Origin of the sequence: Skermanella mucosa, from assembly GCF_016765655.2 — a bacterium.
GTDB lineage: Bacteria > Pseudomonadota > Alphaproteobacteria > Azospirillales > Azospirillaceae > Skermanella > Skermanella mucosa.
This window is the reverse complement of sequence record NZ_CP086106.1, coordinates 5530198-5555865: the sequence shown is the minus strand read 5'-3', so window position 1 is coordinate 5555865 and position 25668 is coordinate 5530198. Positions and strand designations below refer to the sequence as shown.

At 68.3% G+C, this 25668-nt stretch carries 25 protein-coding genes, 1 other RNA gene and 1 pseudogene; 14 read left to right on the top strand and 13 right to left on the bottom strand.

Annotated elements, in window-relative coordinates:
* The first annotated feature begins 65 nt into the window (after positions 1 to 65).
* Positions 66 to 611, top strand: a complete 546-nt coding sequence (locus JL100_RS25795) for a biotin transporter BioY (protein WP_202680722.1) — start codon at positions 66 to 68, stop codon at positions 609 to 611.
* 4 nt (positions 612 to 615) lie between these two features.
* Here the strand turns inward: JL100_RS25795 and JL100_RS25790 are convergent, their stop codons facing one another.
* Positions 616 to 1335, bottom strand: coding sequence for a GntR family transcriptional regulator (locus JL100_RS25790; protein ID WP_202680721.1), 720 nt, complete (start codon positions 1333 to 1335; stop codon positions 616 to 618).
* A 161-nt stretch (positions 1336 to 1496) separates the two neighbouring features.
* Between JL100_RS25790 and JL100_RS25785 the strand changes: the two genes are divergently transcribed.
* The 8 genes from JL100_RS25785 (at position 1497) to JL100_RS25750 (ending at position 7701) form a co-directional block, all read left to right on the top strand.
* A complete protein-coding gene (locus JL100_RS25785; RefSeq protein WP_202680720.1) occupies positions 1497 to 2480 on the top strand; it encodes a C4-dicarboxylate TRAP transporter substrate-binding protein in 984 nt (327 codons plus the stop codon).
* 40 nt (positions 2481 to 2520) lie between these two features.
* Complete coding sequence (locus JL100_RS25780) at positions 2521 to 3036, top strand: TRAP transporter small permease (protein ID WP_202680719.1); 516 nt, start codon at positions 2521 to 2523, stop codon at positions 3034 to 3036.
* Positions 3033 to 4310, top strand: a complete 1278-nt coding sequence (locus JL100_RS25775) for a TRAP transporter large permease (RefSeq protein ID WP_202680718.1) — start codon at positions 3033 to 3035, stop codon at positions 4308 to 4310. Before JL100_RS25780 ends, JL100_RS25775 begins: the two co-directional genes overlap by 4 nt.
* Before the next feature lie 7 nt (positions 4311 to 4317).
* Positions 4318 to 5733 carry a glucuronate isomerase gene (gene uxaC / locus JL100_RS25770; protein WP_202680717.1) on the top strand — a complete coding sequence of 472 codons (1416 nt, stop codon included), beginning with the start codon at positions 4318 to 4320 and terminating at the stop codon, positions 5731 to 5733.
* 41 nt (positions 5734 to 5774) lie between these two features.
* Positions 5775 to 6165, top strand: a transfer-messenger RNA (tmRNA) gene (gene ssrA / locus JL100_RS25765).
* Between the two features lie 168 nt (positions 6166 to 6333).
* Positions 6334 to 6531, top strand: coding sequence for a hypothetical protein (locus JL100_RS25760; RefSeq protein ID WP_202680716.1), 198 nt, complete (start codon positions 6334 to 6336; stop codon positions 6529 to 6531).
* 514 nt (positions 6532 to 7045) lie between these two features.
* A complete protein-coding gene (locus JL100_RS25755) occupies positions 7046 to 7291 on the top strand; it encodes a type II toxin-antitoxin system Phd/YefM family antitoxin (protein ID WP_202680715.1) in 246 nt (81 codons plus the stop codon).
* A complete protein-coding gene (locus tag JL100_RS25750) occupies positions 7291 to 7701 on the top strand; it encodes a type II toxin-antitoxin system VapC family toxin (RefSeq protein ID WP_202680714.1) in 411 nt (136 codons plus the stop codon). Before JL100_RS25755 ends, JL100_RS25750 begins: the two co-directional genes overlap by 1 nt.
* Before the next feature lie 43 nt (positions 7702 to 7744).
* On the opposite strand, the gene fba is transcribed toward JL100_RS25750, so the two are convergent.
* The 8 genes from fba to JL100_RS25710 all read right to left on the bottom strand — a co-directional run bounded on the left by fba (position 7745) and on the right by JL100_RS25710 (position 16597).
* Positions 7745 to 8791 carry a class II fructose-bisphosphate aldolase gene (gene fba / locus JL100_RS25745; RefSeq protein WP_202680713.1) on the bottom strand — a complete coding sequence of 349 codons (1047 nt, stop codon included), beginning with the start codon at positions 8789 to 8791 and terminating at the stop codon, positions 7745 to 7747.
* 46 nt (positions 8792 to 8837) lie between these two features.
* Entirely contained in the window at positions 8838 to 10868 is a 2031-nt protein-coding gene (gene tkt / locus JL100_RS25740) for a transketolase (RefSeq protein WP_202680712.1), read from the bottom strand.
* Positions 10869 to 10905: 37 nt separating this feature from the next.
* Positions 10906 to 11781 carry a phosphoribulokinase gene (locus JL100_RS25735; RefSeq protein ID WP_202680711.1) on the bottom strand — a complete coding sequence of 292 codons (876 nt, stop codon included), beginning with the start codon at positions 11779 to 11781 and terminating at the stop codon, positions 10906 to 10908.
* 4 nt (positions 11782 to 11785) lie between these two features.
* Positions 11786 to 12892 carry a class 1 fructose-bisphosphatase gene (locus tag JL100_RS25730; protein WP_202680710.1) on the bottom strand — a complete coding sequence of 369 codons (1107 nt, stop codon included), beginning with the start codon at positions 12890 to 12892 and terminating at the stop codon, positions 11786 to 11788.
* A 62-nt stretch (positions 12893 to 12954) separates the two neighbouring features.
* Positions 12955 to 13842 carry a CbbX protein gene (gene cbbX, locus JL100_RS25725; protein WP_202680709.1) on the bottom strand — a complete coding sequence of 296 codons (888 nt, stop codon included), beginning with the start codon at positions 13840 to 13842 and terminating at the stop codon, positions 12955 to 12957.
* The gene (rpe, locus tag JL100_RS25720; protein WP_202680708.1) at positions 13839 to 14549 is read right to left on the bottom strand and encodes a ribulose-phosphate 3-epimerase; all 711 of its coding nucleotides are present in this window, start codon (positions 14547 to 14549) and stop codon (positions 13839 to 13841) included. The genes cbbX and rpe overlap by 4 nt, the downstream gene beginning before the upstream one ends.
* A gap of 12 nt (positions 14550 to 14561) precedes the next feature.
* Positions 14562 to 14978 (bottom strand): ribulose bisphosphate carboxylase small subunit, encoded by a 417-nt coding sequence (locus JL100_RS25715; protein ID WP_202680707.1) that lies wholly within the window; start codon positions 14976 to 14978, stop codon positions 14562 to 14564.
* A 152-nt stretch (positions 14979 to 15130) separates the two neighbouring features.
* Positions 15131 to 16597 (bottom strand): ribulose-bisphosphate carboxylase large subunit, encoded by a 1467-nt coding sequence (locus JL100_RS25710; protein ID WP_202680706.1) that lies wholly within the window; start codon positions 16595 to 16597, stop codon positions 15131 to 15133.
* A 132-nt stretch (positions 16598 to 16729) separates the two neighbouring features.
* Here JL100_RS25710 and JL100_RS25705 point away from each other — a divergent pair, with 132 nt between their 5' ends.
* Together JL100_RS25705 and JL100_RS25700 are read left to right on the top strand one after the other, a co-directional pair.
* Complete coding sequence (locus tag JL100_RS25705; protein ID WP_202680705.1) at positions 16730 to 17668, top strand: LysR family transcriptional regulator; 939 nt, start codon at positions 16730 to 16732, stop codon at positions 17666 to 17668.
* 187 nt (positions 17669 to 17855) lie between these two features.
* Complete coding sequence (locus JL100_RS25700; RefSeq protein WP_202680704.1) at positions 17856 to 19649, top strand: sensor histidine kinase; 1794 nt, start codon at positions 17856 to 17858, stop codon at positions 19647 to 19649.
* Positions 19650 to 19852: 203 nt separating this feature from the next.
* Here the strand turns inward: JL100_RS25700 and JL100_RS25695 are convergent.
* Positions 19853 to 20590, bottom strand: a pseudogene (locus JL100_RS25695) (amidoligase family protein); the annotation flags it as partial.
* Between the two features lie 95 nt (positions 20591 to 20685).
* Positions 20686 to 21012: a DUF1476 domain-containing protein gene (locus tag JL100_RS25690; RefSeq protein ID WP_202680703.1), complete on the bottom strand. Its 327-nt coding sequence runs from the start codon at positions 21010 to 21012 to the stop codon at positions 20686 to 20688.
* Positions 21013 to 21408: 396 nt separating this feature from the next.
* On the opposite strand from JL100_RS25690, the gene JL100_RS25685 reads away from it, so the two are divergent.
* On the top strand, positions 21409 to 22890 hold the full coding sequence (locus JL100_RS25685) for a glycosyltransferase (RefSeq protein ID WP_202680702.1): 1482 nt from the start codon (positions 21409 to 21411) through the stop codon (positions 22888 to 22890).
* On the opposite strand, the gene JL100_RS25680 is transcribed toward JL100_RS25685, so the two are convergent.
* Entirely contained in the window at positions 22850 to 23626 is a 777-nt protein-coding gene (locus JL100_RS25680) for a class I SAM-dependent methyltransferase (protein WP_202680701.1), read from the bottom strand. The genes JL100_RS25685 and JL100_RS25680 overlap by 41 nt on opposite strands.
* Positions 23627 to 23780: 154 nt before the next feature.
* Here JL100_RS25680 and JL100_RS25675 point away from each other — a divergent pair, with 154 nt between their 5' ends.
* The gene (locus tag JL100_RS25675) at positions 23781 to 24401 is read left to right on the top strand and encodes a glutathione S-transferase family protein (RefSeq protein WP_228420910.1); all 621 of its coding nucleotides are present in this window, start codon (positions 23781 to 23783) and stop codon (positions 24399 to 24401) included.
* Complete coding sequence (locus JL100_RS25670) at positions 24401 to 24847, top strand: VOC family protein (protein ID WP_202680700.1); 447 nt, start codon at positions 24401 to 24403, stop codon at positions 24845 to 24847. Before JL100_RS25675 ends, JL100_RS25670 begins: the two co-directional genes overlap by 1 nt.
* Before the next feature lie 19 nt (positions 24848 to 24866).
* On the opposite strand, the gene JL100_RS25665 is transcribed toward JL100_RS25670, so the two are convergent.
* Positions 24867 to 25526: a glutathione S-transferase family protein gene (locus JL100_RS25665; protein WP_202680699.1), complete on the bottom strand. Its 660-nt coding sequence runs from the start codon at positions 25524 to 25526 to the stop codon at positions 24867 to 24869.
* Positions 25527 to 25668 lie beyond the last annotated feature (142 nt).

The window sequence follows — 25668 nt, the reverse complement described above, 5'->3', positions numbered from 1 at the left end:
GCCATGTCTCCGCGCTTCGATATGAAACCTTCCAGAATCTCCAGAACGTACCGGACCACACCGACATGCTGACCACCCGCGACATGGTCCATATCGCCCTGTTCGCCGCCATCATGGCGGCCTTGGGCCTGATGCCGCCGATCCCGGTCGGATTCATCCCCGTTCCGATCACCGCCCAGTCCATGGGCGTCATGCTCGCCGGCTCCATCCTGGGGGCCAGGCGCGGCGGCCTCGCGATCCTGCTGTTCCTGGCGCTGGTGGCGGTGGGCCTGCCGCTGCTGTCCGGAGGGCGCGGCGGCCTGGGCGTGTTCTTCGGCCCGACCGCCGGCTTCCTGCTGTCCTGGCCGGTCGGCGCCTTCGTGGTCGGCTGGCTGACCGAACGCTTCCGCGCCCGCCTGACCTTCGCCCGCCTGCTGATCGCCTGCGCCGCGGGCGGCATCTTCGTGGTCTATGCGATCGGCATCGTCGGCGTCAGCCTGATCGCCGGCCTGCCGCTGTTCCAGGCCGCCGTCGGCTCCCTGGCCTTCATCCCCGGCGACTTGGTCAAGGCGGTCGTCGCCGCCTTCGTCGCCCACACGGTCAACCGCAGCTACCCGGTCATCCGGGGCTGAAGCGTCAGGCGGCGCAGGTGGGCCGTGCTGCCGGCGCCGCGGCGCCGTCGAACAAGTCGGGGAAGCGCTGCTCCAGCTCGGGCAGGGAGGTCAGGATCTCCCGCAGGTGGCGCCGCATCGCGGCCTCGGCCCCGTCGGGATCGCGGGCCTCGATCGCGTCGACGATCGCCTCGTGCTGGTGGATCAGGCGGTCGAGCGGCGTCGCATGGGGCAGGCTGAGATAGCGCACCCGGTCCATCTGGGCCTTGGTCTCCTCGACGACTCGCCACGCGTATTCGCAGCCGATCCCCAGGGCGATGGTCCGGTGGAACGCCTCGTCCAGGTCGAGGAAGCGTTCCGGCGTGCTGTCCTCGGCGGCGGCGCGCTGGGCGCGCAGGTTGTCGCGCAGGTCGCGGACGACGGCGGCCGGCAGGTCCTCGCCGGCCTTGCGGGCGACCGCCACCTCGACCGCTTCCCGGACGAAGCGCGCGTCGATCACCTGCTTGACCGAGATCTTGACCACGAAGGTGCCGCGCTGCGGACGGATGGTCACCAAGCCCGACTCGCCCAGCTTGATGAAGGCTTCGCGCACCGGCTGGCGGCTGACGCCGAGCTGGCCGGCGACCTCCTGCTCCGACAGCGGCTGGCCGGGGCTGAATTGCATCGTGACGATGGCCTGGCGCAAGGCCTGGAAGACCCGCTTCGCCACCGGCTCGGCCGAGTCCGCTTCGATCCTGCTGAGCATAGCCGTCCTTCCGTCCCTTTCCCGACCATCCCCACGGGGCGGATGGTGCTGCCCATCCTGCGCCGTAGCAAGGGCATTGCCAATACCATTCTTGTATACTACCATACCAGTGAGTAGCAAGAACGCCTCTGCAATACAGGCAAGCCCTCGAGGGAGGAGACATGAGCTTCATCACGCGCACGTGGCGCGCAGCCACGCTCGGCATGGCCCTGGCCACCATGGCCGGCAGCGCCTTCGCCGCCGACTACACCCTCAGCGTCAACACCGCCCTGGCCCAGCAGGACCCGTTGTACAAGGGCCTGGAGGAATTCAAGCGCAACGTCGAGCAGCGGACCGACGGCAACATCTCCGTCCGCCTGTTCCCGGGGTCGCAGCTCGGCAAGGACGAGGACGTGCTGGAGCAGGCCCGGGCCGGGGCCGGCGTCGCCGTGGTGGTCGACGGCGGCCGCCTCGCCGTCTTTACCAAGGAGTTCGGCGTCCTCGGCGGGCCGTACCTGGCGCAGGGCTTCGACGGCGTGCGCAAGGTCGTCACCTCCCCGCTGTTCGAGCAGTGGGTCGAGAAGCTGCGCAAGGCTTCGGGGCACCAGGTGCTGTCGTTCAACTGGTGGCAGGGCGAACGCCACGTGCTGACCAACAAGCCGGTCGCCACGCCGGCCGACCTGAGCGGCGTCCGCATGCGCACGCCGGGCGCCCCGGTCTGGATGGAGACGATCCGCGCGATGGGCGCCACCCCGACGCCGATGGGCTGGTCGGAGGTCTATACCGCCCTCCAGCAGAAGGTGATCGACGGGGTCGAGGCCCAGCACCCGGCCAGCTACGGCTCCCGGCTGTACGAGGTGACCAGCCATGTCACCAAGACCGGCCACATCAACCTGATCACCGGCATCGTCACCAGCGCCGCCTGGTTCGACAAGCTGCCGGCGGAGTACCGCCAGATCCTGCGCGAGGAATCGACCAAGGCGGGCGACAACGCGTCCCGCGCGACCCAGGCGTCGCTGGCCGAGTACGAGAGGCAGATGAAGGAGCAGGGCATGACCATCGCGGAGATCGACGTCGCCCCGTTCCGCGAGGCGACCAAGCCGGTCTACGACAAGCTGGGCTATACCGAGCTCCACCAGGAAATCGAGAAGATCCTCCAGAACTGACGCGCCTGCCCCAGGCCCGCCGACAAGAAGGATTGCCGTCATGACATCCTGGCTGATCAAGGGGGAGGGGCTGCTGGCAACGCTCCTCCTCGCCATCATCGTGCTTCTCGTCTTCGCCGCCGGTGTCATGCGCTGGTTCGGGTATCCCCTGGTCTGGTCGGTGGACCTGGCGCAGCTCCTGTTCGTCTGGGTCAGCTTCCTCGGCGCCGACATGGCGCTGAGGAAGCGCGCCCATATCGGCATCGACTATCTGGTCAAGCGCCTGCCGCCGACCACCCGGGCGGTGCTCGACCTGGTGCTGGGGGCGGTAGTGCTGTGCTTCCTGCTGACCATGGTCGTCATGGGCTACCAGCTGACCATGCTGAACCTGGAACGGCAGTTCGGCGACAGCGGGATCAGCTACGCTTTCGTGACCGGCGCGGTGCCGGCCGGGTGCCTGCTGCTGGCCGTCACCCTGCTGGGCCAGATGGTCCGGACCGCGCGCGGCCTGCGCACCCGGCCGGAACCCGTCTTCGCCGCCCCATCCGCCATCCATGCCGAGGAGGTCGTCCCATGACCCTGCTCGCCGTCACCTTCTTCGTCCTCATGGGGCTCGGCCTGCCGATCGCCTTCGCCATCGGGATCGCCGGATTCTCGTTCTTCGCGACCAGCGAGATCATGCCGATGTCGATCGGCGTGCAGCAGGTCGCGACCGCGTCCCAGAGCTTCCCGCTGCTGGCGGTGCCGTTCTTCGTGCTGGCCGGCCACATGATGAACCGGACCGGCATCACCACCCGGCTGATCGCCTGCTCCAGCGTGCTGGTGTCCTGGATGTCGGGGGGGCTGGCCCAGGTCTGCATCGTGCTGTCCACCCTGATGGGCGGCGTCTCCGGGTCGGCGGTGGCCGACGCGGCGATGGAGGCCCGCATCCTCGGTCCCAGCCTGATCGCGCGGGGCTATTCCAGGGGCTTCACCTGCGCCACGATCGCGGTGGGCTCGCTGATCACCGCGACCATCCCGCCGAGCCTGGGGCTGATCCTGTACGGCTTCGTCGGCAACGTGTCGGTCGGCCGGCTTTTCCTGGCCGGCGTCATCCCCGGGCTGCTGATGATGGCCGGGCTGATGGTCACCGTGTGGCTGATCGCGCGCCGGCGCGGCTACCGCGCCGAACTGACCGAGCGGCCGACCCTGCGGTCGGTCTGGGCGGCGGTCGCCGACGCCAAGTGGGCTCTGCTGTTCCCGGTGGCATTGCTGGTCGCGATCCGCGGCGGGTTGTTCACCCCGTCGGAGGTCGGCGCATTCGCGGTGATCTATGCCGCCGTCGTCGGCTTCCTGCTGCACCGGGAATTGACCTGGGCCGGGGTGATGGAATCCCTGTACGAGGCCGTGGTGGATACCGGGCTGATCATGCTGATCATCCTGTTCTCCGGCATGGTCGGCTACGCCATCATCTTCGAGCAGGCGCCGCAGAGCATCGCCGAGGCGATGACCGGGCTGACTCGCGAGCCGATCCTTGTGGTGGCGCTGGTGTTGTTCTTCCTGTTCGTCGCCGGGCTGTTCATCGAGAGCACGGTGCTGGTGCTGCTGCTGACGCCGATCTTCCTGCCGATCGTGACGCCGCTTGGCGTCGATCCCGTGCATTTCGGCATCCTGATGATGACCATCGTCACGCTGGGGTCGATGACGCCGCCGGTGGGGGTCGCGATGTACACCGTGTGCAGCCTGCTGGACTGCCCGGTGGAGGAGTACGTGGTCGAATCTCTGCCCTTCATCTTCACGATCCTGCTGCTGGTCGCGGTCCTCGCCTTGTGGCCCGGACTGGTCCTGTTCCTGCCGAACGCCCTGATGTGAGAGCGCCATGCTGAACGAAGACCGACTGTTCCCGGCCGATCCCGGCACGCGGGGGATCGCCCGTCGCCTCTATGCCGAGGTCCGGGACCTGCCCATCGTCAGTCCGCACGGCCATACCGACCCGGCCTGGTTCGCCCTGGACGAGGCGTTTTCCGATCCCGCCACCCTCCTGGTGGTGCCGGACCATTACCTGCTGCGCATGCTCTACAGCCAGGGCATCCCGCTGGAGAGCCTGGGCGTGCGGCCTCGGGACGGGGCGGCGGCCGGGGTAGGATCGGTCGAGACGGACCCCCGGCGGATCTGGCGCACGGTGGCCGAGCACTGGCACCTGTACCGGGCGACGCCGACCCGGCTGTGGTGGGAGTATTCGCTGGAGCACGTGTTTGGCGTGACGGAGCGGCTGTCGGCGGCCACCGCCGACGCGATCTACGACCGGATCGCCGAGTGCTTGGCGAAACCGGAGTTCCGGCCGCGCGCCCTGTTCGAGCGGTTCAACATCGAGGTGCTGGCCACCACGGAATCCCCGCTCGACACGCTGGAGCACCACAAGGCGCTCCAGTCGTCGGGATGGCGGGGGCGGGTGGTGACGACGTTCCGGCCCGACCCGGTGGTCGATCCGGACACCCCGGGCTTCCTCGCCAACCTGGAGGCGCTGGGCAGGATGACCGGCGAGGACACCCTGGGCTGGAAGGGCTACCTGTCGGCCCTGGCGCGGCGGCGGCGCGACTTCATGGCGTGCGGGGCGACCGCGACCGACCACGGCCACCCCACGGCCTTCACCGCGGACCTGCCCCCGGACCAGGCGGCGGCGCTGTTCGAGACCATCGTGTCCGGCCGGGCGACTCCCGCCCAAGCCGAGCTGTTCCGCGGCCAAATGCTGACGGAGATGGCGCGCATGAGCCTGGAGGACGGGCTGGTCATGCAGATCCATGCCGGCGTCCACCGCGGCCACAATGACTGGATGCGCCGCACCTTCGGGCCGAACCTGGGCGACGACATCCCGGTCCGGGGCGAGTTCGTCACCGCGCTGAAGCCGCTGCTCGACCGGTTCGGCAACGAGCGGGACCTCACGGTCATCCTGTTCACGCTGGACGAGACGGTCTATGCGCGCGAGTTGGCGCCGCTCGCCGGGCATTATCCCGTCCTGCGGCTCGGCCCGGCCTGGTGGTTCCACGACAGCCCGGAGGGCATGCGCCGCTACCGCGAGCAGACCACGGAGACGGCGGGCTTCTACAACACCGTGGGCTTCAACGACGACACAAGGGCCTTCCCGTCGATCCCGGCCCGGCACGACGTCGCCCGCCGGGTCGATTGCGCCTATCTGGCCGGCCTGGTGGCGGAGCACCGGCTGGACGAGGACGAGGCGCGGGAGGTGGCGGTCGATCTGGCCTACCGGCTGGCGAAGAAGGCCTACCGTCTGTGAGGCTGGCCGGTCCCGGGAAGGGCTTGCGAATCCCGCCGCCAAGGCTTATCTAGAGGATAGCGTTGCAGGGCGGCCCTCGGGCCGTCCGAGACTGCGATCATATAAGACCTGGCGGACGGGGGCTGCAATGCCCCCCGCCTCCACCAAAAGACCTCGTGATGAGCGGGGCATGGCCTGCGGGCCATCAGGCCAAACCTCTGCGGAGTGAGGGCTTGTCCGATGGGGGCGAATTAGGATCGACGTGGGTGAATAAGGGTCGTTTAGACGTTGGGTGAGGTACGCCCGCTGATCCCTTCGGGGAAAGGCTCGTCCGACAACTTGTGAATGTCGCAAATGACAACCACAATGCTCAGGATCTCCGCGTAGCTGCCTAACGGTGGCCGTGGTGAAACTAGGCGGGGCTGGAATGGCCTAGCAACAGAATATTCCCAGGAAGGGCGGGGGCAACCCCGCCCTTTTTGCGTGCGGGCGAGGGGAAGCAACCGCATCGATGCGGCGGCCTGGCTCACCTGAAACCCTTTGACCGATCTGCCGTTCCACTGCTAATCCTGCGTCGAAAGTGGTATCCTGCATGTGAAGTTTTGGGGAAGAGCGCGACCGATGAAGTTGGCCGACATAAAGAAGAGCAACAGCCAATTCATCCGCGAACTGCAAGCCGCCAGAGCGAACGCGTCTTCGGAAATCCATGTCAATTCGGGTGTCCGCACGGCAGCCGACATATCGTCTGTCATCAACAACCGCATAACCGAAAAGCCGGACTGGCAGCTTCTTTACCAGTACGCGATGCAACTCGATTGATGCGGGACCCGGACCTTTTGCCGGTGGACGTTCAGGATAATCTGGCGAGTACTTCTTGCGACGAACCAAACCACTTTAACCTGCGGATTTCTTCGATCGGGCGTAAGCAACGGCCATAGCTGAGCACCTGAACAAAGCGCGGACACAGCGCCACCACCAGGATTGACACCCCGAAAGGCGAGCCGCCCTCGGGCACCGGGGCCAGGGTGACGCCGCTGCAACATGGGCAATCGGGTAATGGCCGGCGCACCGGTCGACCTATCTTACCACCGGGCGCACCGGCGGCAGATCGATCTTTCCGTAGCAGCCGTGCGGGGGGTGTTGAGATGGCAGTCGAACAGCGAACCCAAGTTCCGAGAGACGCGCGGCAGGCAGTCCCGAGGCCACTGATTTTGCGTGCAAGCGAGGGCGGTCCCGATGCGCCGGCTCCTTATCCGCTTCGTTGCTTGCTTCGATTCTGCTAGATTTGGACCGGTCAGATTGACAAGCCCGAAATTTCGGAAGGACGGTCGCCGTGAGGAAAATCCAATCCTCCGAGGTAAAGGCTCGCCTGCCTCAGATCCTCGACGAGGTCGAGCGCGGGGAAACGGTCATCATCACCCGGCACGGCCGCCCCATCGCCAGGATCGTACCCGAGGTCGATAACCGGGCAGCGGAGATCCGCAAGACCATGGATCGGATCGCCGCTTTCCGCCAGACCATGCCCCGCCTTTCAGTCGAGGAAATCCTGTCGGCGCGCCATGAGGGGCACAACTACTGATGCCTTTCGTCATCGACGCGTCGATCGCCGCAAGCTGGCTGCTTTCCGACGAGGGGCACGACATCGCGGCGGCCGCGTTCGAGCGCCTTGTAGAAGACCACGCGCTGGCTCCCGGTTTATGGTGGTTCGAGATGCGCAACTTGTTCATCGTCAATGAACGCCGGTGGCGCATGGACGGTGAGAAGACAACGCGGGCCTTGGCCCTGCTGTCCGAATTGCCGATCAGGCTCGACCACCTTGCCGACAGCGCGTCCGTGCTGCGCCTTGCGCGACGCCATCGCCTGACCGTCTATGATGCTGCCTATCTGGAGCTTGCACAGCGGGAGGCGGCGCCCTTGGCGACCCTGGACGACGCGCTGACGCGGGCGGCGAAGCTGGAGCATGTGCCTTTGGTCGGCGCGGGGGAATAGGGCATCGGCCTTTCCCTGGCGATACCGATAGAGCCGTCCCCCCTCACGCCGCGACCATGTAGCTCTCCGCCACCCGCTCCATCGTCATCGGCCTGATCCTTGACGCCTGGCCGGCGCTGCCGAACGCCTCGAACCGGGCGCGGCAGAGGTCGCTGGCGGCGGTCAGGGCGGCGGCGAAGAATTTGCGGGGGTCGAACTCGTCGGGCTTCTGGGACAGAAGACGGCGGACCGCGCCGGTCATGGCGAGGCGGATGTCGGTGTCGATGTTGACCTTGCGGACACCGTAGCGGATGCCCTTCTGGATCTCCTCGACCGGGACGCCGTAGGTTTCCTTGATCTCGCCGCCATGCTCGCGGATGACGTCCAGCCATTCCTGCGGCACGGAGGAGGAGCCGTGCATCACCAGGTGGGTGTTGGGCAGGCGGGCGTGGATCTCCCGGATGCGGTCGATCGCCAGGATATCGCCGGTCGGGCGGCGGGAGAACTTGTAGGCGCCGTGGCTGGTGCCGATCGCGATCGCCAGCGCGTCCACCCCCGTGGCCTGGACGAAGTCGGCCGCCTGGTCGGGATCGGTCAGCAGCTGGTCGCGGCCCAGGGTGCCCTCGGCGCCGGAGCCGTCCTCCTCCCCGGCCTGGCCGGTCTCCAGCGATCCCAGGCAGCCCAGCTCGCCCTCGACCGAGACGCCGACGGGGTGGGCCATCTCCACCACCCGCCGGGTCACCCGGACATTGTATTCGAAGCTGGCCGGCGTCTTCATGTCCTCCCGCAGGGAGCCGTCCATCATGACGCTGGTGAAGCCCGAGCGGATCGAGCGCTGGCACACTGCCGGGCTGGCGCCGTGGTCCTGGTGGAGCACGATCGGGATGTGCGGCCAGGTCTCGACCGCGGCCTCCACCATATGGCGCAGGAAGGCCTCGCCGGTGTATTTGCGGGCGCCCGCCGAGGCCTGGAGGATCACCGGGCTGTCGCAGGCGTCGGCCGCCAGCATGATCGCGCGGATCTGCTCCATGTTGTTGATGTTGAAGGCGGGCAGGCCGTAGCCGTGTTCGGCGGCGTGGTCCAGCAGCTGGCGCATCGCGACGAGAGCCATGGTTTCCTCCGTGGAGTTCTTCTGTTTTCCGGTGTCGGTTTTCGATTTATCGGAGCAGCGCGCGGGCGGTTTCGGCGACGCGCTCGGGCGTCAGGCCGAAGAAGGGGAACAGCGCCTCCGCCGGGGCGGATTCGCCGAAACGGTCGATGCCGATCACGGCGCCGTCCAGCCCGACATATTTCCACCAGCCGTCGGTGCGGCCGGCCTCGATCGCGAGACGGGGGACGCCGGTCCCCAGCACGGCATTCCGGTAGGCGGCGTCCTGGCGGTCGAACACCGTGGTGGACGGCATCGACACCACCCGCGCCGCGATGCCGTCCGCCGCCAGCAGGTCGCGCGCGGCCATCGCCAGGGGAACCTCGGAGCCGGTTGCGATCAGGACCAGTTCCGGCGTTCCGGCCTCGGGGTCCGCCAGGACGTAGCCGCCCCGTGCCGCAGCCCGGCCCCGTTCGGCGCCTCCCGACTGGGCGGGCAGGTTCTGGCGCGAGAGCAGCAGGCTGGTCGGGCCGTCGCGGCGCTCCACGGCGGCGCGCCAGGCGACGGCGGTCTCCAGCGCGTCGCAGGGGCGCCAGACATCCATGTTCGGGATCAGGCGGAGGCTGGCCGCGTGCTCGATGGGCTGGTGGGTCGGGCCGTCCTCGCCCAGGCCGATGCTGTCATGGGTGAAGACCTGGATCGTGCCCAGCCCCATCAGCGCCGACAGGCGGAGCGCGTTCCTGGAATAGTCGGAGAACACCAGGAAGGTGCCGCCGAACGGGATGTAGCCGCCATGCAGGGCGATGCCGTTGACGATGGCGGTCATGCCGAACTCGCGCACGCCGTAATGGACGTAGTTGCCGCCGCCGGTGCCCGAGACGGTCCGGCAGGCCGGCCAGTTCGTCAGGTTGGAGCCGGTCAGGTCGGCGGAGCCGCCGAGCAGTTCGGGCAGCAGCGGGGCCAGCGCCTCGATCGCGCGCTGGGACGACTTGCGTGTCGCTGCGGCCTGGGCCGCTTCCGCCGTGGCGGCGATGAAGCCGTCGGCACGCTCGGCGAAATCGTCCGGCAGCCGGCCGGCGATGCGGCGGGTGAATTCGGCGGCGAGGTCGGGGTGCTCGGCGGCGTAGGCGTCGAAGCGCCGCTGCCAGTCCTGCCGGAGCTTGGCGCCGCGCGCACGGGCGTCCCAGGCGTCGCGGATTTCGGCGGGGATCTCGAAGGCGGGATGGGGCCAGCCGAGGGCCTGCCGGGTGGCGGCGGTCTCGTCGGCGCCGAGGGGTGCCCCGTGGACGTCGTGGGTTCCCGCCTTCTTCGGGGCGCCCCAGCCGATCACCGTCTTGCAGCAGACCAGGACGGGCTTGCCGTCGGGAGCCAAGGCCCGGGCGAAGGCGTCGTCCAGGGCCGCGGGATCGTGCCCGTCCACGTCGCGGATCACGCGCCAGCCATAGGCTTCGAACCGGGCCGGGGTATCGTCGGTGAACCAGCCCTGGACATGCCCGTCGATCGAGATGCCGTTGTCGTCGTAGAAGACGACCAGCTTCTCCAGCCCCAGCGTGCCGGCCAGGGAGCAGGCTTCGTGGGAGATACCTTCCATCAGGCAGCCGTCGCCGACGAAGACGAATGTTCGGTGGTCGACGATCACATGGCCGGGGCGGTTGAATTCATCGGCGAGCAGCCGTTCGGCCAGCGCCATGCCGACCGCGTTGCAGATGCCCTGGCCGAGCGGGCCGGTAGTCGTCTCCACGCCGGGCGTGATCCCCCATTCCGGATGGCCGGGGGTGCGGGAATGGAGCTGGCGGAAGCCCTTCAACTCGTCAAGCGGGAGGTCGTAGCCGGTCAGGTGCAGCAGCCCGTAGAGCAGCATGGAGCCGTGGCCGTTGGACAGCACGAAGCGGTCGCGGTCGGGCCAGCGCGGGTCGGCGGGATCGTGGCGGAGATGGCGGTTCCACAGGGTCTCCGCGATGTCGGCCATGCCCATGGGCATGCCGGGATGGCCGGACTTGGCCTTCTCCACCGCGTCGATAGCGAGTATGCGGAGCGCATTCGCCAGGGTACGTCGGTCCGTCGCCGGGGCCTGGGCCTCGGCGGTCAGCGTCTCAGTCATCGCGTTTCCTCCGCGGGTATTTTTTCGATCGCCCTTTTCAGTGGGCCTTCTTCTTGCGGTCCATGAGCTGCCAAATGAGCGGCGTGATGATCAGCTGCATGGCGAGCGCCATCTTGCCGCCGGGGCAGACGATGGTATTGGGCCGGGACATGAAGCTGTCCTTCAGCATCGACAGCAGGTAGGGGAAGTCGATGCCCCGCGGGTTGCGGAAGCGGATCACCAGCATGCTCTCGTCGGCACTGGGGATATCGCGGGCGATGAAGGGGTTGGACGTGTCCACCGTCGGCACCCGCTGGAAATTGATGTCGGTCAGCGAGAACTGCGGGCAGATATAGTTCACGTAGTCGGGCATCCGCCGCAGGATCGTGTCGACGATCGCCTCCTGGCTGTGGCCGCGGGAGATCTTGTCCCGGTGGAGCTTCTGGATCCATTCCAGGTTGATGATCGGCACGACGCCGATCAGCAGGTCGGCATGGCGGGCGGCGTCCACCGTCTCGGTCTTCACGGCACCGTGCAGCCCCTCGTAGAACAGCAGGTCAGTCGGCTCCGGCAGGGGTTCCCACGGGGTGAAGGTGCCGGGCTCCTGGCCGTAGGGCGCCGCTTCCTCCGCGCTGTGCAGGTATTTGCGGGTCGTGCCGGCGCCGGTCTCTCCATAGCGCTGGAACAGGGTCTCGACCTCCTCGAACAGGTTCGCCTCGGGGCCGAAATGGCTGAAGCTGGTCTGTTCCTGGCGCTGGGCCTCGGCCAGGCGCCGGCGCATCTCGGCGCGGTCGTAGCGGTGATAGGCGTCGCCCTCGATGATCGCGGCGGTGATCTGTTCCCGGCGGAAGATCTGCTGGAAAGTATGGCGGACCGTGGTGGTGCCGGCGCCCGACGACCCGGTGATGGCGATGATGGGATGCTTGACGGACATGGGATCATGAACCTCCTGCTGCGCCGGCCGGCAGGCGGAACAGCGAGCGGGTGTTGAACAGGGGCGAGTCGAACACCGCGTCCTCGCCCCGGTCGTGGGCCTCGTGGTAGCGGACGATGCGCTCGACCTCGGCCTTGGAGCCCAGGATCAGCGGCACCCGCTGGTGGAGCGCCGTCGGCACCATGTCCAGGATGCGTTCCCGGCCGGTGGAGGCGGCGCCCCCCGCCTGCTCCAGGATCATCGCCATGGGGTTGGCCTCGTAGAGGAGGCGCAGGCGGCCCGGCCTGGAGACGTCGCGGGTGTCCCATGGATACATGAACAGCCCGCCCCGGATCAGGATGCGGTAGACCTCGGCGACCAGCGAGGCGATCCAGCGCATGTTGAAGTCCTTGCCCCGGGGGCCCGCCTGGCCCTGGACGCATTCCTCCACGTAGCGCCGGACCGGGGGCTCCCAATAGCGCTCGTTGGACATGTTGACCGCGAACTCGCCGGTCTCCTCCGGCACGCGCATGTCGGGATGGGTCAGGATGAAGTTGCCGACCTCGCGGTCCAGGGTGAAGCCGTGGACGCCGGCGCCCAGGGTGACCACGATCATGGTGGTCGGGCCGTAGAGCGCGAAGCCCGCCGCCACCTGCTCGGTGCCCGGCCGCAGGAAGTCGGCTTCGGTCGGGTCGGCGTCGCCCGGCGGTGCCCGCAGGATCGAGAAGATGGTGCCGACCGTCACGTTGACGTCGATGTTGGAGGAGCCGTCGAGCGGGTCGAACACCAGCAGGTGGCGGCCCTTCCGGTGCGGCGGCGGGACGGCGTAGAACTCGGCCATCTCCTCCGACGCCATGCCGCGGACCTTGCCGCCCCAGCTGCAGGTATCCAGCATGATCTCGTTGGCGGTCACGTCGAGGGGCTTCTGCTCCTCGTCATGGACGTTGATCCCGGGGACGGTGCCGGGAGCGGTCCGGTGCTTGTGGAGCGGCCCGCGCGACACGGTGATCCCGATCAGCTTGCAGGCGGTCTGGACATCGTTCAGCAGCGCGGTCAGTTCGGCGTCCGGACCGCCGCGTCGGCGCTGGTCCTCGATGATGAACTTCGCGAACGTCATGCTGCGATGCGGCATGTGACTTCTCCCTGGGAAATCGTCGTTCTTATTGTTTGCTTTTGTTTGTAAGCGTAGCGAGGCTATTGAGTAAAGACGCGGCTGGCGCGGATGTCGGCCTCCTCGATGGTCTGAAGCGTATCGGCGTCGAGCACGCCGCCCCGGGCGAACAGCCGGTTGGCCTGGCGCAGGCGGGCGCGGTCCAGCGCGTTGCGGATCGAGCGGGCGTTGGCGAAGCGGGGCTGCTCCATGCGGCGCTCGATATATTCCCGCAGGGCGGCGGCGGCCCCGCCGGACAGGCGGTAATGCATCGATCCCGTCATGGATTCCGCGATGTCGAACAGCTCGTCCGACCGGAAGTCCGGGAAATCCACGTGGTGGGCGATGCGCGATCCCATGCCCGGATTGCTGGAGAAGAAGGTTTCCAGCCGGTCCTTGTAGCCGGCCAGGATGACCACGAGGTCGTCGCGGTGGTCCTCCATCACCTGGAGCAGGATCTCGATCGCCTCCTGCCCGTAGTCGCGCTCGTTCTCGGGCCGGTAGAGATAATAGGCCTCGTCGATGAACAGCACGCCGCCCATGGCCTTCTTCAGGGCTTCCTTGGTCTTCGGCGCGGTGTGGCCGATATACTGGCCGACCAGGTCGTCGCGGGTCACCGAGACCACATGGTCGCGGCGGATATAGCCCAGGCGGTGCAGGATGCCGGCCATGCGCCGGGCGACCGTCGTCTTGCCCGTGCCGGGATTGCCGGTGAAGCTCATGTGCAGCGACGGCGGGTCGGTCGCGAGGCCGAGTTGCCGGCGCGCCTGGTCGATCAGCAGCAGGGCCGCGATCTCGCGGATGCGGGCCTTGACGGGGACGAGGCCGACCAGTTCGCGGTCGAGCTGGTCCAGGATCTCGCCGATGTTCGACGCGGCGTACAGCGCGTCGAGATCGACGGATGTCCGGGTGTCCGTTGCCAGCGCGGTCATGCCGCCCTCCGCGCTGCCGGTTCCAGGGCGTTGCGCAAGTCGGCCAGCACCTCCCGGTAGGAGCCGTCCGTTCCGCGGGCGCCGAAGATCGCGGAGCCGGCGACGAAGGTGTCGGCCCCGGCTTCCGCGACGGCGCGGATGTTGCCGGCCTTGATGCCGCCGTCCACCTCCAGCCAGATCTCCCGCCCGCTTTCCGCCGCGTGGCAGTCGATCCGGCGGCGGATCAGGGCGATCTTGGCCAGGGCCTCGGGGATGAAGCCCTGGCCGCCGAAGCCCGGGTTGACCGACATGACCAGGATCAGGTCGAGCCGATCCATCACGTGGTCCAGGTGCTGGAGCGGGGTGGCCGGGTTCAAGGCCAGCCCCGCCTTGCAGCCATGGTCCCGGATCAGCGCCAGGGTACGGTCCACATGCTCCGACGCTTCCGGGTGGAACGAGATGATGTCGGCGCCCGCCTTGGCGAACATCGGCACCAGCGCGTCCACCGGCTTGACCATGAGGTGGACGTCGATCGGAGCGCGGGTGCGGGGCCGGATCGCTTCGCAGACGAGCGGCCCGATGGTCAGGTTGGGAACGTAGTGGTTGTCCATCACGTCGAAATGGACGATGTCCGCTCCCGCCGCGATGACGTTCTCGACCTCTTCGCCCAGCCGGGCGAAGTCGGCCGACAGGATGCTGGGGGCGATCCGGAAGCCGCCGCTGCTCATGGTGCCGCTCCCTCAGTACCGTGCGCCCGTGGGCTTCTCGGTCGCGTAGCTTCGGACGGTGTAGTTGACCTGGCGGCCGGGTCCCTCGGCGCGGACCAGCTCGAAGCCCTTCTCCTCGTCCGGGCGGTCGATGATGAAGGACATGCGGATGCTTTCGAAGCCCTTGCCGGCGTCGAAGGCCAGCACCTTGATGTACTTGCCCTTGTTCGCCTTGCGGCAGGCCTTTACCTCCATCATCACGCCGGCGGCATCGGCGATGTCGAACATCGGGGTGCCCCACATGTCCCAATAGGTGTTGCGGGGGTGGGGATCGTCGGTCGATTCGATCGCGACGGCCCAGCCCTGACTGAGCGCGTAGGTGATCTGCTGCTTGATCTCGTCGTCCGTCAGGTCGGGAAGGAACGAGAACTGACCCTGGGTCAGGCGCATGGGAATGGTCCTTCTTGGGTTCGCGGCGAACAGGCGGGGAAGCCTTCCCCCGTCCCGGGTCCCCTGGAGGACAGGGGAGGAACGACCGGGGACCTTCGGCCTTCCGGGGGGAGCGGAAGGGGGACGGGGGAAGGCGTCTCTTGGAACGGAGCCTAGAAGGCGGGCGTCGGGGTCGGGACGTAGTCGACGCTGTCGGTCGAGGCGTAGTCGAACGTCACGTCCTTCCAGGTGTCCAGCGCCGCGCGCAGCGGCTGGCACCATTTGGCCGCCCTGGCCAGGATTTCCGGCCCTTCGTTCCAGATGTCGCGCCCTTCGTTGCGGGCCTTGACCATGGTCTCCAGCGCCACGCGGTTGGCGACGGCCCCGGCCTGGATGCCGCCGGGGTGGCCGATGGTCCCGCCGCCGAACTGGAGCACCACGTCGTCGCCCAGGTAGGTCAGGAGCTGGTGCATCTGGCCGGCATGAATGCCGCCGGACGCCACCGGCATCATCTTCTTCAGGCTGGCCCAGGGCTGGTCGAACAGGATGCCGTGCTCCAGCCGCTTCGGCACATGGGTCTCGCGGCAGGTGTCGTAGATGCCGCGGATCACGCTGGGGTCGCCCTCCAGCTTGCCGACGACGGTTCCGGCGTGGATATGGTCGACGCCGGCCATGCGCATCCACTTGGCGATCACCCGGAACGACACGCCGTGGGACTTCTGCCGGGTATATGTGGAGTGTCCGGCGCGGTGCAGGTGAAGGATCATGTCGTTCCTGCGGGCCCACTTCGCCATGGACTGGATGGCGGTGTAGCCGATCACCAGGTCGATCATGATGATGACGCTGCCCAGCTCCTTCGCGAACTCCGCCCGCTCGTACATGTCCTCCATGGTGGCGGCGGTGACGTTCAGGTAGGTGCCCTTGATCTCGCCGGTCTCGGCGATCGCCTTGTTGACGCCTTCCATGCAGTAGAGATAGCGGTCGCGCCAGTGCATGAAGGGTTGGGAATTGATGTTCTCGTCGTCCTTGGTGAAGTCCAGGCCGCCCTTCAGCGCCTCGTAGACGACGCGGCCGTAGTTGCGGCCCGACAGGCCCAGCTTCGGCTTCATGGTGGCGCCCAGCAGGGGGCGGCCATAGTTGTTCAGCCGCTCGCGCTCGGCGATGATGCCGGTCGCCGGTCCCTGGAAGGTCTTCAGGTAGGCGGTCGGGATGCGCATGTCCTCGAGGCGCAGGCCCTTCAGGGGCTTGAAGCCGAAGACGTTGCCGATGATCGAGGCGGTCAGGTTGGCGATCGAGCCTTCCTCGAACAGGTCGAGGTCGTAGGCGATGTAGGCCATGTACTGGTCGGGAGCGCCCGGGATCGGATCGACCCGGTAGGCCTTGGCGCGGTAGTTCTCGCAGTCGGTCAGGCGGTCGGTCCAGACCACGGTCCAGGTCGCGGTGGATGACTCGCCGGCGACGGCCGCGGCGGCTTCCACCGGATCGACGCCGTCCTGGGGCGTGATGCGGAACGCGGCGAGGATGTCGGTATCCTTGACCTCGTAGTCGGGATCCCAGTAACCCATCTGTTTGTACTTGAGGACACCCGGCTTGTAGCGGGCCTTCTTGTCGGTGATGACGCGATCCGCGACCACTTCCATTATTCGTTTCCTCCCGCGATCGACCTGGAGGTTTCCAGGCGTGCCACGATTGACTTGACCTTGACGGTATCAGCGGAAGACGTTAAGTAAAATTCAAATGTTTTGACCGTTTACCCTAGGGATCCCTTGTCAATGACCCTGCGGCATTCCACGATCCGTCAGCTCCAGGTCTTCGTGGAGGCGGCGCACACGCTGTCCTTCGCCCGCGTGGCCGAGCGGCTCGGGCTTACCCCGGCGGCGGTATCGTTCCAGATCAAGCAGATCGAGGGGCTGTGCGGCTTCGCCCTGTTCGAGCGGGTCGGCCGCCGGGTGGTCCTGACGGAGGCCGGGGCGGCCCTGCTGGAATACGCCTCGGTCGTGCTGAAGGCCCTGTCGGACGCCGACGAGCGGATGCGGGAGCTGAAGGGGCTGAGCGGCGGCCATGCCCGGATCGGGCTGGTCAGCACCGCCAAATACATCATGCCCCGGATGCTGTCGCGCTTCCAGGCCGAGTATCCGAGGATCGCCATCCACCTGCACGAGGGCAACCGGCGCGACATCATCGCGGCCCTGCTGTCGGGGGAGGTGGACATCGCGGTCATGGGCAAGCCGCCCGACGACGCCGACGTGGCGGCCGATCCCTTCGCGCCGCATCCGTCCGTCCTGATCGCCCCGCCGGGGCACCGGCTGGCGGGGCAGGCGGACATCCCGCTGGACGGGCTGGCGGAGGAGCGCTTCATAGTCCGCGAGGAAGGCTCCGGCACCCGCGCGCTGATGGAGAATTTCTTCCGGGGAGCCGGCTTCACGCCCCATATCGCCCTGACGTCGAGCAGCAACGAGACGATCAAGCAGGCGGTCATGGCCGGGATGGGCGTGGCCCTGATCTCCCGCCATACCATCGTGCTGGAACTGCGCATGGGCCTGCTGACCGTCCTGCCGGTGCAGGGCCTGCCGCTGATGCGGAACTGGTTCGTGGCCTGGCGGCGTCATATGCCCCTGCTGCCGGTCCATACCCAGCTTCGCCGCTTCCTGCTGGCCGAGGGGAAGTCCTTGATCGCCGGGATCGAGAGCACCTATCGGACCGCCGAATGAGGTGCAGGAAAGAGCTTGGCCGGACGATAGCTTGCCGGGTCGCGGCAATTTTCTGATCCTCTCCGAATATTTACATAATACTATCTAAATAGGTAGCCTATCACTACAAAAAAAGGAAGAGCTGGGCTAGGATAGGTACCGGTTTCGAGAGTTCCTCACCTGGGGACCGCCGCCCCGGAGTTCGTTGATGTCGCTGCGCCTGAAAATTCTCTCGGTGATGGCACTGATCGCCGCGCTGATGATCGCCGTGAGCTGGATCCTGCTGCAATCCCTCGTGGTTCCCGGATTCGAGATGCTCGAGGCGGAGGAAGCCCGGCGCAACCTGCTTCGGGTAGAGCAGGCGCTGGCGGCGGAGAACGAGGCGTTCGGCCGGAACGCGAACGACTGGGCGAAGTGGGACGAGACCGCGGCCTTCGTGACCGGAGCGCTGCCCGAGTTTCCGGAGCGCAACATCTCGGCGGCGGTGCTTCGGGACATGGGTGTCGATGTCCTGCTCGTGGTGGCGACCGACGGCAGCCTGCTCTACGGCACCTCGCTCGACGGCGACCGGCTGAGCGAAGGCGTGCCGGCAGGGCTGTCCCGCGAGATCCTTCCCCTGGCGCCTGCCGACGATGCTCCCGACGGTACTCCGGGTTCCATCGACGGGATCGTCCTGAGCGACCGCGGGCCGATCATCATGGCGGCCCGCGCGATCCAGCCGACCGACCGGAGCGGCCCCGCCCTGGGCACGCTGGTGTTCGGGCGCGTCATCGACCGGGAAACGGTGGCCGCCGTCCGCCGGCGGGTCCAGATCGACGTGGAGTTCCTGTTCAAGGATCCGGCGACCGGCGCCGCCTTCCCGGAGCATGGCGGGCACGATCACCCGCTGGTGCTGGATCGCCGGGACGACGTGCTGGTCGTCACCGGAATGATCGACGACATGCACGGCCATCACGCGATGCTGGCCCGGATGACCATGCCGCGCGACGCCGCCCTGGCGGCGGGGCGAACGGTGCATTTGGCCATGGCTCTGCTGGTGGTCGCCTGCGGCGGCGCCCTGGTGATCCTCTGGCTGATGCTCAACCGCCTGATCCTGGCGCCGGTGCTGGCCCTGACCGGCCATATCCTGTCGATCCGCACCACCGGCGATCTCGCCCGGCCGGGCCTGGTGGACCGCGGGGACGAGATCGGCGCGCTCGCCCGGGAGTTCGACGCCCTGCTGCGCCAGGTGGAAAGCCTGATCCAGGAGAGCGAGACGGCGCGCCGGTCGGCGGAGCAGGCGAGCCGGACCAAGACCCAGTTCCTGGCGTCCATGAGCCACGAGTTGCGCACCCCGCTGAACGCGATCATCGGCTTCTCCGAGATCATCCGGGACGCGATGTTCGGCGCCAGCAGCGCCCGGTACCAGGACTACGCCGAGGACATCCACCGCAGCGGCCAGCATCTGCTGGCCCTGATCAACGACATCCTGGACTTCTCCAAGGCCGAGGCGGAGCGGATCGAACTGCACGAGGAGGCGGTCGACCTGCCCCGGGCCGTCGCGACCTGCCGGCACCTGGTCGAACCCATGGCCCGCGACGGCAACATCGACATCGCCGTCCAGTTCGCCGACCGGTCGGTCCGGCTGGTCTGGGCCGACGAGCTCCGGTTGCGCCAGATCATCCTCAACCTGCTGACCAATGCGATCAAGTTCACCGCCCCCGGCGGCGAGGTCCGGATCCGGGTCGGCCGTCAGGCCGACGGCGGCGCCGAGATCCGCGTCGAGGACAACGGCATCGGCATGTCCCCGGAAGGCGTCGCCAAGGCGCTGGAGCCTTTCGGCCAGATCGAGAGCGCCCTGAGCCGGCGCCACAGCGGCACCGGGCTGGGGCTGCCGCTGACCGCCCATCTGGTGAATGCCCATGGCGGGCGGCTCGTCATCGAAAGCTCGCTCGGCTGGGGCACGACGGTCAGGGTCGGACTACCGCCCGCGCGCCTGATGGACGACCGGCTGACCGCCTGATCCCGGCCGCCGCCCTCCCCGCGGCCGTCCCCGCGATCGTCGCCATCCTCGGCGTCCCCCCCGACCGGAAGTCCCCGGAACAGCAGCCAGGCCCGGCTGAGCCGGTCGACCCGGAGCGGATCGCCGGCGAGCCGTTCGACCGCCACCCAGCGGTTCCATTCCGGCGCGAGGCTCCAGCCCGGCACGCCCACATGGGCCTGCGGCACGCGGTAATGGAAGACGGCGCGCGCGCCGATCTTCTCCCGCGGCAACCGCTGCCGGACCCGGTCGGGATCGATGTGCAGCAGCAGCGGCAGCAGGTCCAGCCCGCGGTCGCGGGTCGGGTTGGCCGCGAGATAGTCGTCGATGAAGCCGTCGAGATCCGGCGCGTAGTCCGGATGCAGGACCCTCAGGACATACTCCTCCGGATACGGGGGCGGCGTGGCCGCCCGCGTTCCGGACAAGACCCCGCGCGGTCCCGGCTGCGGCGTGCGCAGCCAGCGGTCGAGCAGCATGAAGGCGCGCAGATGGGCCAGCAGGCATCCGACCTCCAGCCCGGGCACGTCGATGTTGAAGTGCAGGCCGAGCGAACCGAACTGGGGCGATCCGAAGCCCGGCGAGCCGAACCGGATGGCGCCGTTCCCGGTCGCCCCGGCGTCCCGCAGCACCGCCACGACCTCGTCCACCTCGGGCAGGCGGTCCGGCGGCAGCGGTGCCGTGATCAGCTCGCGCGGGACGATGCCGCCGGCGATCCTGCCCAGCCAGGCGGCGCCGGCGGGACCCGGCCGGAGCCGCAGGGCGCCGGCATGGCGCTGGGGATGGGTGTGCCGGAGGTCCAGCTCGACCGCGAGATCGCCGATCCCGGTGCCGCGGACGGTGAAGGCATGGGGGTCCTCCTCCAGCGGCAGCCCGCCCAGGCCTATGGCCAGGGCCCGCGCCGCCTCGGCGACGCCGATGCCCATGAACTCGATCTCGACGCCCACCCGCCGTGCCGTGCCGCCTGCGGTGCGGGCGGCCGGCAAGGGTTCGAAGCGGGGTCCGAAAGCCGGATCCGGCGTCAGTCCGTCGCGGCGCACTGGCGGCTCGCCTCCGCATGGCAGGCGACCAGCCGGCTGGTCAACTCGGCTTCCGGCACCGGGCAGCCGGCCCGCTCCAGATCGGCGCGCACCTTGCGCAGTACGTCCTCGTGCCCCGGCTCGTCGCGGTCGGCCTTGACGACGGAGCGCGCATAGGTCTCCAGGTCGGTGCCGGTGAGGGACAGCCTGCGGCCGGCCCACAGGCCGAGCAGCAGGTTGCGGCGGGCGGTAACATAGCCGTCGGTCGCGTCGAACGGGCAGGGAGCGTCAAGCTCCGGGACGGTATGCTTATGATGGGAAGCGGGCATCGGCGGTCTCCTCGGGAGAAAGGGCTGACGGTAACCTGCAGCCTGCGGTTTCTGAGAAGGAACCATGGTCCGAACCCTCCAGATGCACGGCGTGCAGGTGGAGAGGTCCGACATCGCGGCGCTTGCTGGAGCTGCCGCCAGAGGGGCCCGGACCCCCGATATCAAACTACTTGGGGGTGCCGGGGCGGCACTTCAATCCTCGGGCGGGGCGCTATCGCGGGGACATCCTTGCGACGCCGATATCACCGCCTTGGCACAGCGTGACTGCATATCCGGAGATGTAGTTCGATGCCTGTACCGGGACTAAGCGCCGGCAGCCGGATGTTCATCGCCGTATGTTCATCGGTTGGCCGGCCGTTCGTGGAAACCATAGAGGGTGATCGGGGAATGCCTGTCGTGACCGTCGTTCAGTGGCTCTTGTACCTCCTTCTCTCCCTCTCCCTCGTCATGTTGTTCGCCCTCAGCTGCAACCTGCTCGGCCTTTCCGTGGCCTTCCTGCGCTCCCGCCGGGGAGCCCTGCGCACTGGGCCCGAGCGCCTGGTCGTCACGGCTCCCGAAGATCATCCGAAAGTCCTGGTTCAACTGCCCGCCTTCAACGAGGGCATGCTGATCGAGCGGGCGATCCGCGCCGCCGCCCTGGACTGGCCGCGCGACCGGCTCGCCATCCAGGTGCTGGACGACAGCACCGACGGTTCCGAGGAGATCTCGAGGCGGTTCGCCGACGAACTGCGCCGCACCGGGCTGGACATCACGGTGATCCACCGGCGCGACCGCACCGGTTTCAAGGCGGGCGCGCTGGCCAACGGGCTGGACCGCGACGACAGCCCCTTCGTCGCGATCTTCGACGCCGATTTCGTCCCGCCGGCCGATTTCCTGAAGCGCACCGTCCCGATCCTGGCGGCGGACCGCGGCCTCGCCTTCGTGCAGGCCCGGTGGGAGCACCTGAACGCCGGCCAGAACCTGCTGACCCGCGCCCAGGCCGTGATGCTGGACGCCCATTTCGGGGTCGAGCAGTCGGTCCGCTCGGCGACCGGGCTGGTGCTGCCGTTCAACGGGACCTGCGGCGTCTGGAGGCGCGAGGCGATCGACGACGCGGGCGGCTGGACCGCCGACACGCTGACCGAGGACCTGGACCTCTCGGTGCGCGCCCATCTCGCCGGCTGGCGCGCCGCCTACGCGCCCGACGTGGCGGCGCCCGGCGAGCTGCCGACGACGCTGGCCGCCTGGCGGACCCAGCAGCACCGCTGGAACAAGGGCTTCGCCCAGGTCGCCCGCAAGCTGCTGCCGGCGGTCTGGCGCTCCCGTCTGCCGGCCTTGTCCAAGCTGGCGCTGACGCTGGAGGTCGGGCAGTCGCTGTTCTGCCCGCTGGCGGCCCTGTGCCTGACCACCTCGCTGTCGCTGCTCTGGATGGAGGCCGGCCAGCAGCCGCTGGCGCTGTCGGTCCTGGGTCTGGTCGCGACCGCCATGGGCGTCTTCTCGGCGACCACCTTCGTCACCCTGGGCCAGGTGGCGCTGGGCCGCCGGCCGCTGCGAGCCGTCCCGCTGAGCGTGCTGGCCGCGATGACGCTGACCTCGGGCCTGATCCTGTCCAACTCCCGCGCGGTGTACGAGGCCGCCGTGGGCAGGCAGTCGCCCTTCGTGCGCACGCCCAAGATGGGCGGCGGCCCGGCGCGGCCCGCGATCCCCGCGGCGGCGGTCCGCCGCGCCGGCCCGACCGGCATTCCGGAGATCATGCTGGGGGCCTGCCTGTTCTTCACCATGGTGCTACACGAGGGCTGGTACTCGCCCCTGCTCGGCACGACGATCCTGGGGCTGGCCGTGGTCGGCGGCGCGTTGTTCAGGGAGCGCTGGCAGGTGCTTCGCGCGGTGATGCCGTAACCCGGCCCCGGCGTTCCGGCGTGATCGCCGCGCAGGTCAGCACCAGCGAGAGCGGCCGGCCGGTCTGCGGGTCGGCCGGCTCCCGCAGGTCGGCCACCCGCCAGCCGCCGTCCCGCAGGTCCCCGATCCAGGTTTCGAGCGTCCGGAAATACCAGGGCATCGGGCTCCAGGCCTCGCCGCCGGGGCCGCCGAACCCGGCGAAGCTCTCCTCGCGCCAGCCGTCGGCATAGGGGCCGTCGCCGCACGCGGTCCAGGGATGCACGGTCTGGATCACCAGCGACCCTGCCGGCGCGCAGATCGCCAGGGCCCGGAGCAGGCCCGACAGATCCTCGTCCAGAAGCGCGAAATTGGCCGCGACGGCGTCGAACGGTCCGCCGAGGCAACCGGGGTCGGCGGCGATCGCGGCGTAATCGGCATGAAGATAGCGGCCGTCCGGATCGGCCTCGCGGGCCAGCCGGACCAGTTCGGCGCTGCCGTCGGCACCGGTGACCCGGCAACCCGCTTCGGCGCGCAGGCGGCGTGTGAGCCAGCCCTCGCCGCAGCCGAGATCCAGGACATGGCCCAGGATACAGGCGGGACGCAGGCGGGCGACGGCCTCGACGATGGCCCCGAGGATGGCCGAGTCGGTTCCCGCCCGGCGGCTGGTGATCGCTCCCGACCGCACCGCGGCGGTCCACCGCCCGGCATTGTCGTGCCAGGAACCCTGGATTCTCCGGTCCTTCGGCGAAGCCGTCATGGCCTCCTCCCGATTTCAGGCGGTGATCCGGACGATCCTATCGTCATATACACTCGGTCGTACAGGTCCATCCGGCGTGGCTGGACAGGGTATGGATGTTCACGTATTGTTCTGGTCGTTGAATGTCTTTCGAACCTGATGGGAGGCGAGGGCCATGACTGTGATGAGGCTGTACTGGATGCCGCGGACCCGGTCCATGCGGGCGCTCTGGCTGCTGGAGGAGGCGGGATGCCCGTATGAAAGGGTCTTGGTCGATCTTTCCACCGGGGCCCAGTCCACGCCGGAGTACCGCCGCGTCAATCCCATGGCCAAGGTCCCGGCGCTGGTGGACGGGGAGGCCGTCGTCGCCGAGTCGGGGGCGATCTGCGCCTACGTGGCCGACCGCTTTCCCGAAGCGGGCCTGGCGCCCCCGGTCGGCGATCCGGCGCGCGGCCGCTATCTCCAATGGCTGTTCTTCTCCGCCGGTTGCGTGGACCCCGCCTTTTCCGAGCGGATGAACGGCTGGACGACCGATAGCGCCGCCACGGGATGGGGCAGTTTCGACCGGGTCTTCGCGGTCCTGGAGGAGGCGCTGGCCGATGCCGGGAATCGGGGCGGCTGGATCCTCGGCGAACGCTTCTCCGCCGCCGACGTGCTGCTCGGCATCGACCTGCATTACGGCATGGACATCATCGGCGTCGTGCCGCGCCGCCCCGCGTTCGAGGAGTATGTCAGGCGCTGCCTGGACCGCCCGGCCTTCCAGCGGGCGCTGGCGATCGACGCGGCGGGCGCGTGATGGCCGGCTCTTCCAGGACCGGGACCGGGACCGGCAGCGCGGTTCCCTGCCTGCGCTATCGCGATGCGCCCGCCGCGATCGACTGGCTGTGCGATGCCTTCGGCTTCGAGCGGCATGCGGTCTACCCGAACGGGGACGGCACCATCGCCCATGCCGAGATTTCCACGGGTCGGACCGGCGGTCGGGGTATGGTCATGCTCGGTTCCGCGGTCGAGAGCGACTATGGGGCCTTGATGCGCCAGCCGGACGAGCTGGGCGGGGCGAATACCCAGGGCATCTATGTGGTGGTGGAGGATGTCGACGCGCATTACGCCCGTGCCAGGGCGGCCGGCGCGCGGATCGCCATCGACATCAGGGACCAGGATTATGGCGGCAGGGACTATACCTGCCGCGACCCCGAGGGCCATGTCTGGACCTTCGGGAGTTACGATCCCTGGGCGGAGTGACGCCCGCGGCGCGGGGTTCTCAGAACTCCGCGTCCAGCTCAGGCAGTTCGTCGGGTTCCATCCTCGCGGCCTCGAACCATTCGGCCATGTCGGGCAGGGACAGGATATTGGCGCAATAACCCGCGCAGACCTTGTCCAGCTTGACGTCGTAGGTCTGGAAGCGGGTGGTCACCGGCGCGTACATCGCGTCGGCCATGGTCGGCGTCGTGCCGAACAGGTAGGGGCCGCCGTATTTTCCCAGGCAGTCGCGCCAGATGTCGGCGATCCGCTCGATGTCGGCGAGCGCCCCCGCCCATACCTTGAAGCCGGGATAGCGCCGCTTCAGGTTCATCGGCAGGGCCGAGCGAAGCCCGGCGAAGCCCGAATGCATTTCCCCGCAGATCGATCGGCAATGGGCGCGCGCGCCCGCATCCTCGGGCAGCAGGCCCTTGCCGGCCGGCCTGACCTCGTTGAGGTACTCGCCGATCGCCAGCGTGTCCCAGACCGAGTTGCCGCCATGGATCAGGCACGGCACCAGGATCGACGGGGACAGCAGCAGGATCTCCGCCTTGGCCGAGGAGTCGTCGAGGGAGATGATCCGCTCCTCGAACTTCAGCCCCGACATCCGCGCCAGGAGCCAGCCCCGAAGCGACCACGAGGAATAGTTCTTGCTGCTGATGACGAGGGTGGCGTCGGCCATGGCTGGGATCCCTTCCGGGCGGGGTGCCGTTCGATGCCCCAAGGATTGCGTGCGGGGCGCTTGCAAGTCCAGAAGAAACGCTGTTGCTTGGCGGAGGTTTTGCCTATCATTTCGTATAGGCGGGGAAGTGGGTTTCACGACG

Bases quoted from the DNA above. Each gene is read 5' to 3' on its own strand.
- JL100_RS25710 (WP_202680706.1), bottom strand. From the start codon at position 16,597: ATGGAAGTGGTCGCGGATCGCGTCATCACCGACAAGAAGGCCCGCTAC.
- tkt (WP_202680712.1), bottom strand. From the start codon at position 10,868: ATGACTGAGACGCTGACCGCCGAGGCCCAGGCCCCGGCGACGGACCGA.
- JL100_RS25790 (WP_202680721.1), bottom strand. From the start codon at position 1,335: ATGCTCAGCAGGATCGAAGCGGACTCGGCCGAGCCGGTGGCGAAGCGG.
- JL100_RS25665 (WP_202680699.1), bottom strand. From the start codon at position 25,526: ATGGCCGACGCCACCCTCGTCATCAGCAGCAAGAACTATTCCTCGTGG.
- JL100_RS25760 (WP_202680716.1), top strand. From the start codon at position 6,334: ATGAAGTTGGCCGACATAAAGAAGAGCAACAGCCAATTCATCCGCGAA.
- JL100_RS25735 (WP_202680711.1), bottom strand. From the start codon at position 11,781: ATGTCCGTCAAGCATCCCATCATCGCCATCACCGGGTCGTCGGGCGCC.
- JL100_RS25785 (WP_202680720.1), top strand. From the start codon at position 1,497: ATGAGCTTCATCACGCGCACGTGGCGCGCAGCCACGCTCGGCATGGCC.
- JL100_RS25750 (WP_202680714.1), top strand. From the start codon at position 7,291: ATGCCTTTCGTCATCGACGCGTCGATCGCCGCAAGCTGGCTGCTTTCC.
- uxaC (WP_202680717.1), top strand. From the start codon at position 4,318: ATGCTGAACGAAGACCGACTGTTCCCGGCCGATCCCGGCACGCGGGGG.
- JL100_RS25700 (WP_202680704.1), top strand. From the start codon at position 17,856: ATGTCGCTGCGCCTGAAAATTCTCTCGGTGATGGCACTGATCGCCGCG.
- JL100_RS25705 (WP_202680705.1), top strand. From the start codon at position 16,730: ATGACCCTGCGGCATTCCACGATCCGTCAGCTCCAGGTCTTCGTGGAG.
- JL100_RS25680 (WP_202680701.1), bottom strand. From the start codon at position 23,626: ATGACGGCTTCGCCGAAGGACCGGAGAATCCAGGGTTCCTGGCACGAC.
- JL100_RS25690 (WP_202680703.1), bottom strand. From the start codon at position 21,012: ATGCCCGCTTCCCATCATAAGCATACCGTCCCGGAGCTTGACGCTCCC.
- JL100_RS25780 (WP_202680719.1), top strand. From the start codon at position 2,521: ATGACATCCTGGCTGATCAAGGGGGAGGGGCTGCTGGCAACGCTCCTC.
- cbbX (WP_202680709.1), bottom strand. From the start codon at position 13,842: ATGACCGCGCTGGCAACGGACACCCGGACATCCGTCGATCTCGACGCG.
- JL100_RS25795 (WP_202680722.1), top strand. From the start codon at position 66: ATGCTGACCACCCGCGACATGGTCCATATCGCCCTGTTCGCCGCCATC.
- JL100_RS25775 (WP_202680718.1), top strand. From the start codon at position 3,033: ATGACCCTGCTCGCCGTCACCTTCTTCGTCCTCATGGGGCTCGGCCTG.
- JL100_RS25675 (WP_228420910.1), top strand. From the start codon at position 23,781: ATGACTGTGATGAGGCTGTACTGGATGCCGCGGACCCGGTCCATGCGG.
- JL100_RS25715 (WP_202680707.1), bottom strand. From the start codon at position 14,978: ATGCGCCTGACCCAGGGTCAGTTCTCGTTCCTTCCCGACCTGACGGAC.
- JL100_RS25730 (WP_202680710.1), bottom strand. From the start codon at position 12,892: ATGCCGCATCGCAGCATGACGTTCGCGAAGTTCATCATCGAGGACCAG.
- fba (WP_202680713.1), bottom strand. From the start codon at position 8,791: ATGGCTCTCGTCGCGATGCGCCAGCTGCTGGACCACGCCGCCGAACAC.
- JL100_RS25670 (WP_202680700.1), top strand. From the start codon at position 24,401: ATGGCCGGCTCTTCCAGGACCGGGACCGGGACCGGCAGCGCGGTTCCC.
- rpe (WP_202680708.1), bottom strand. From the start codon at position 14,549: ATGAGCAGCGGCGGCTTCCGGATCGCCCCCAGCATCCTGTCGGCCGAC.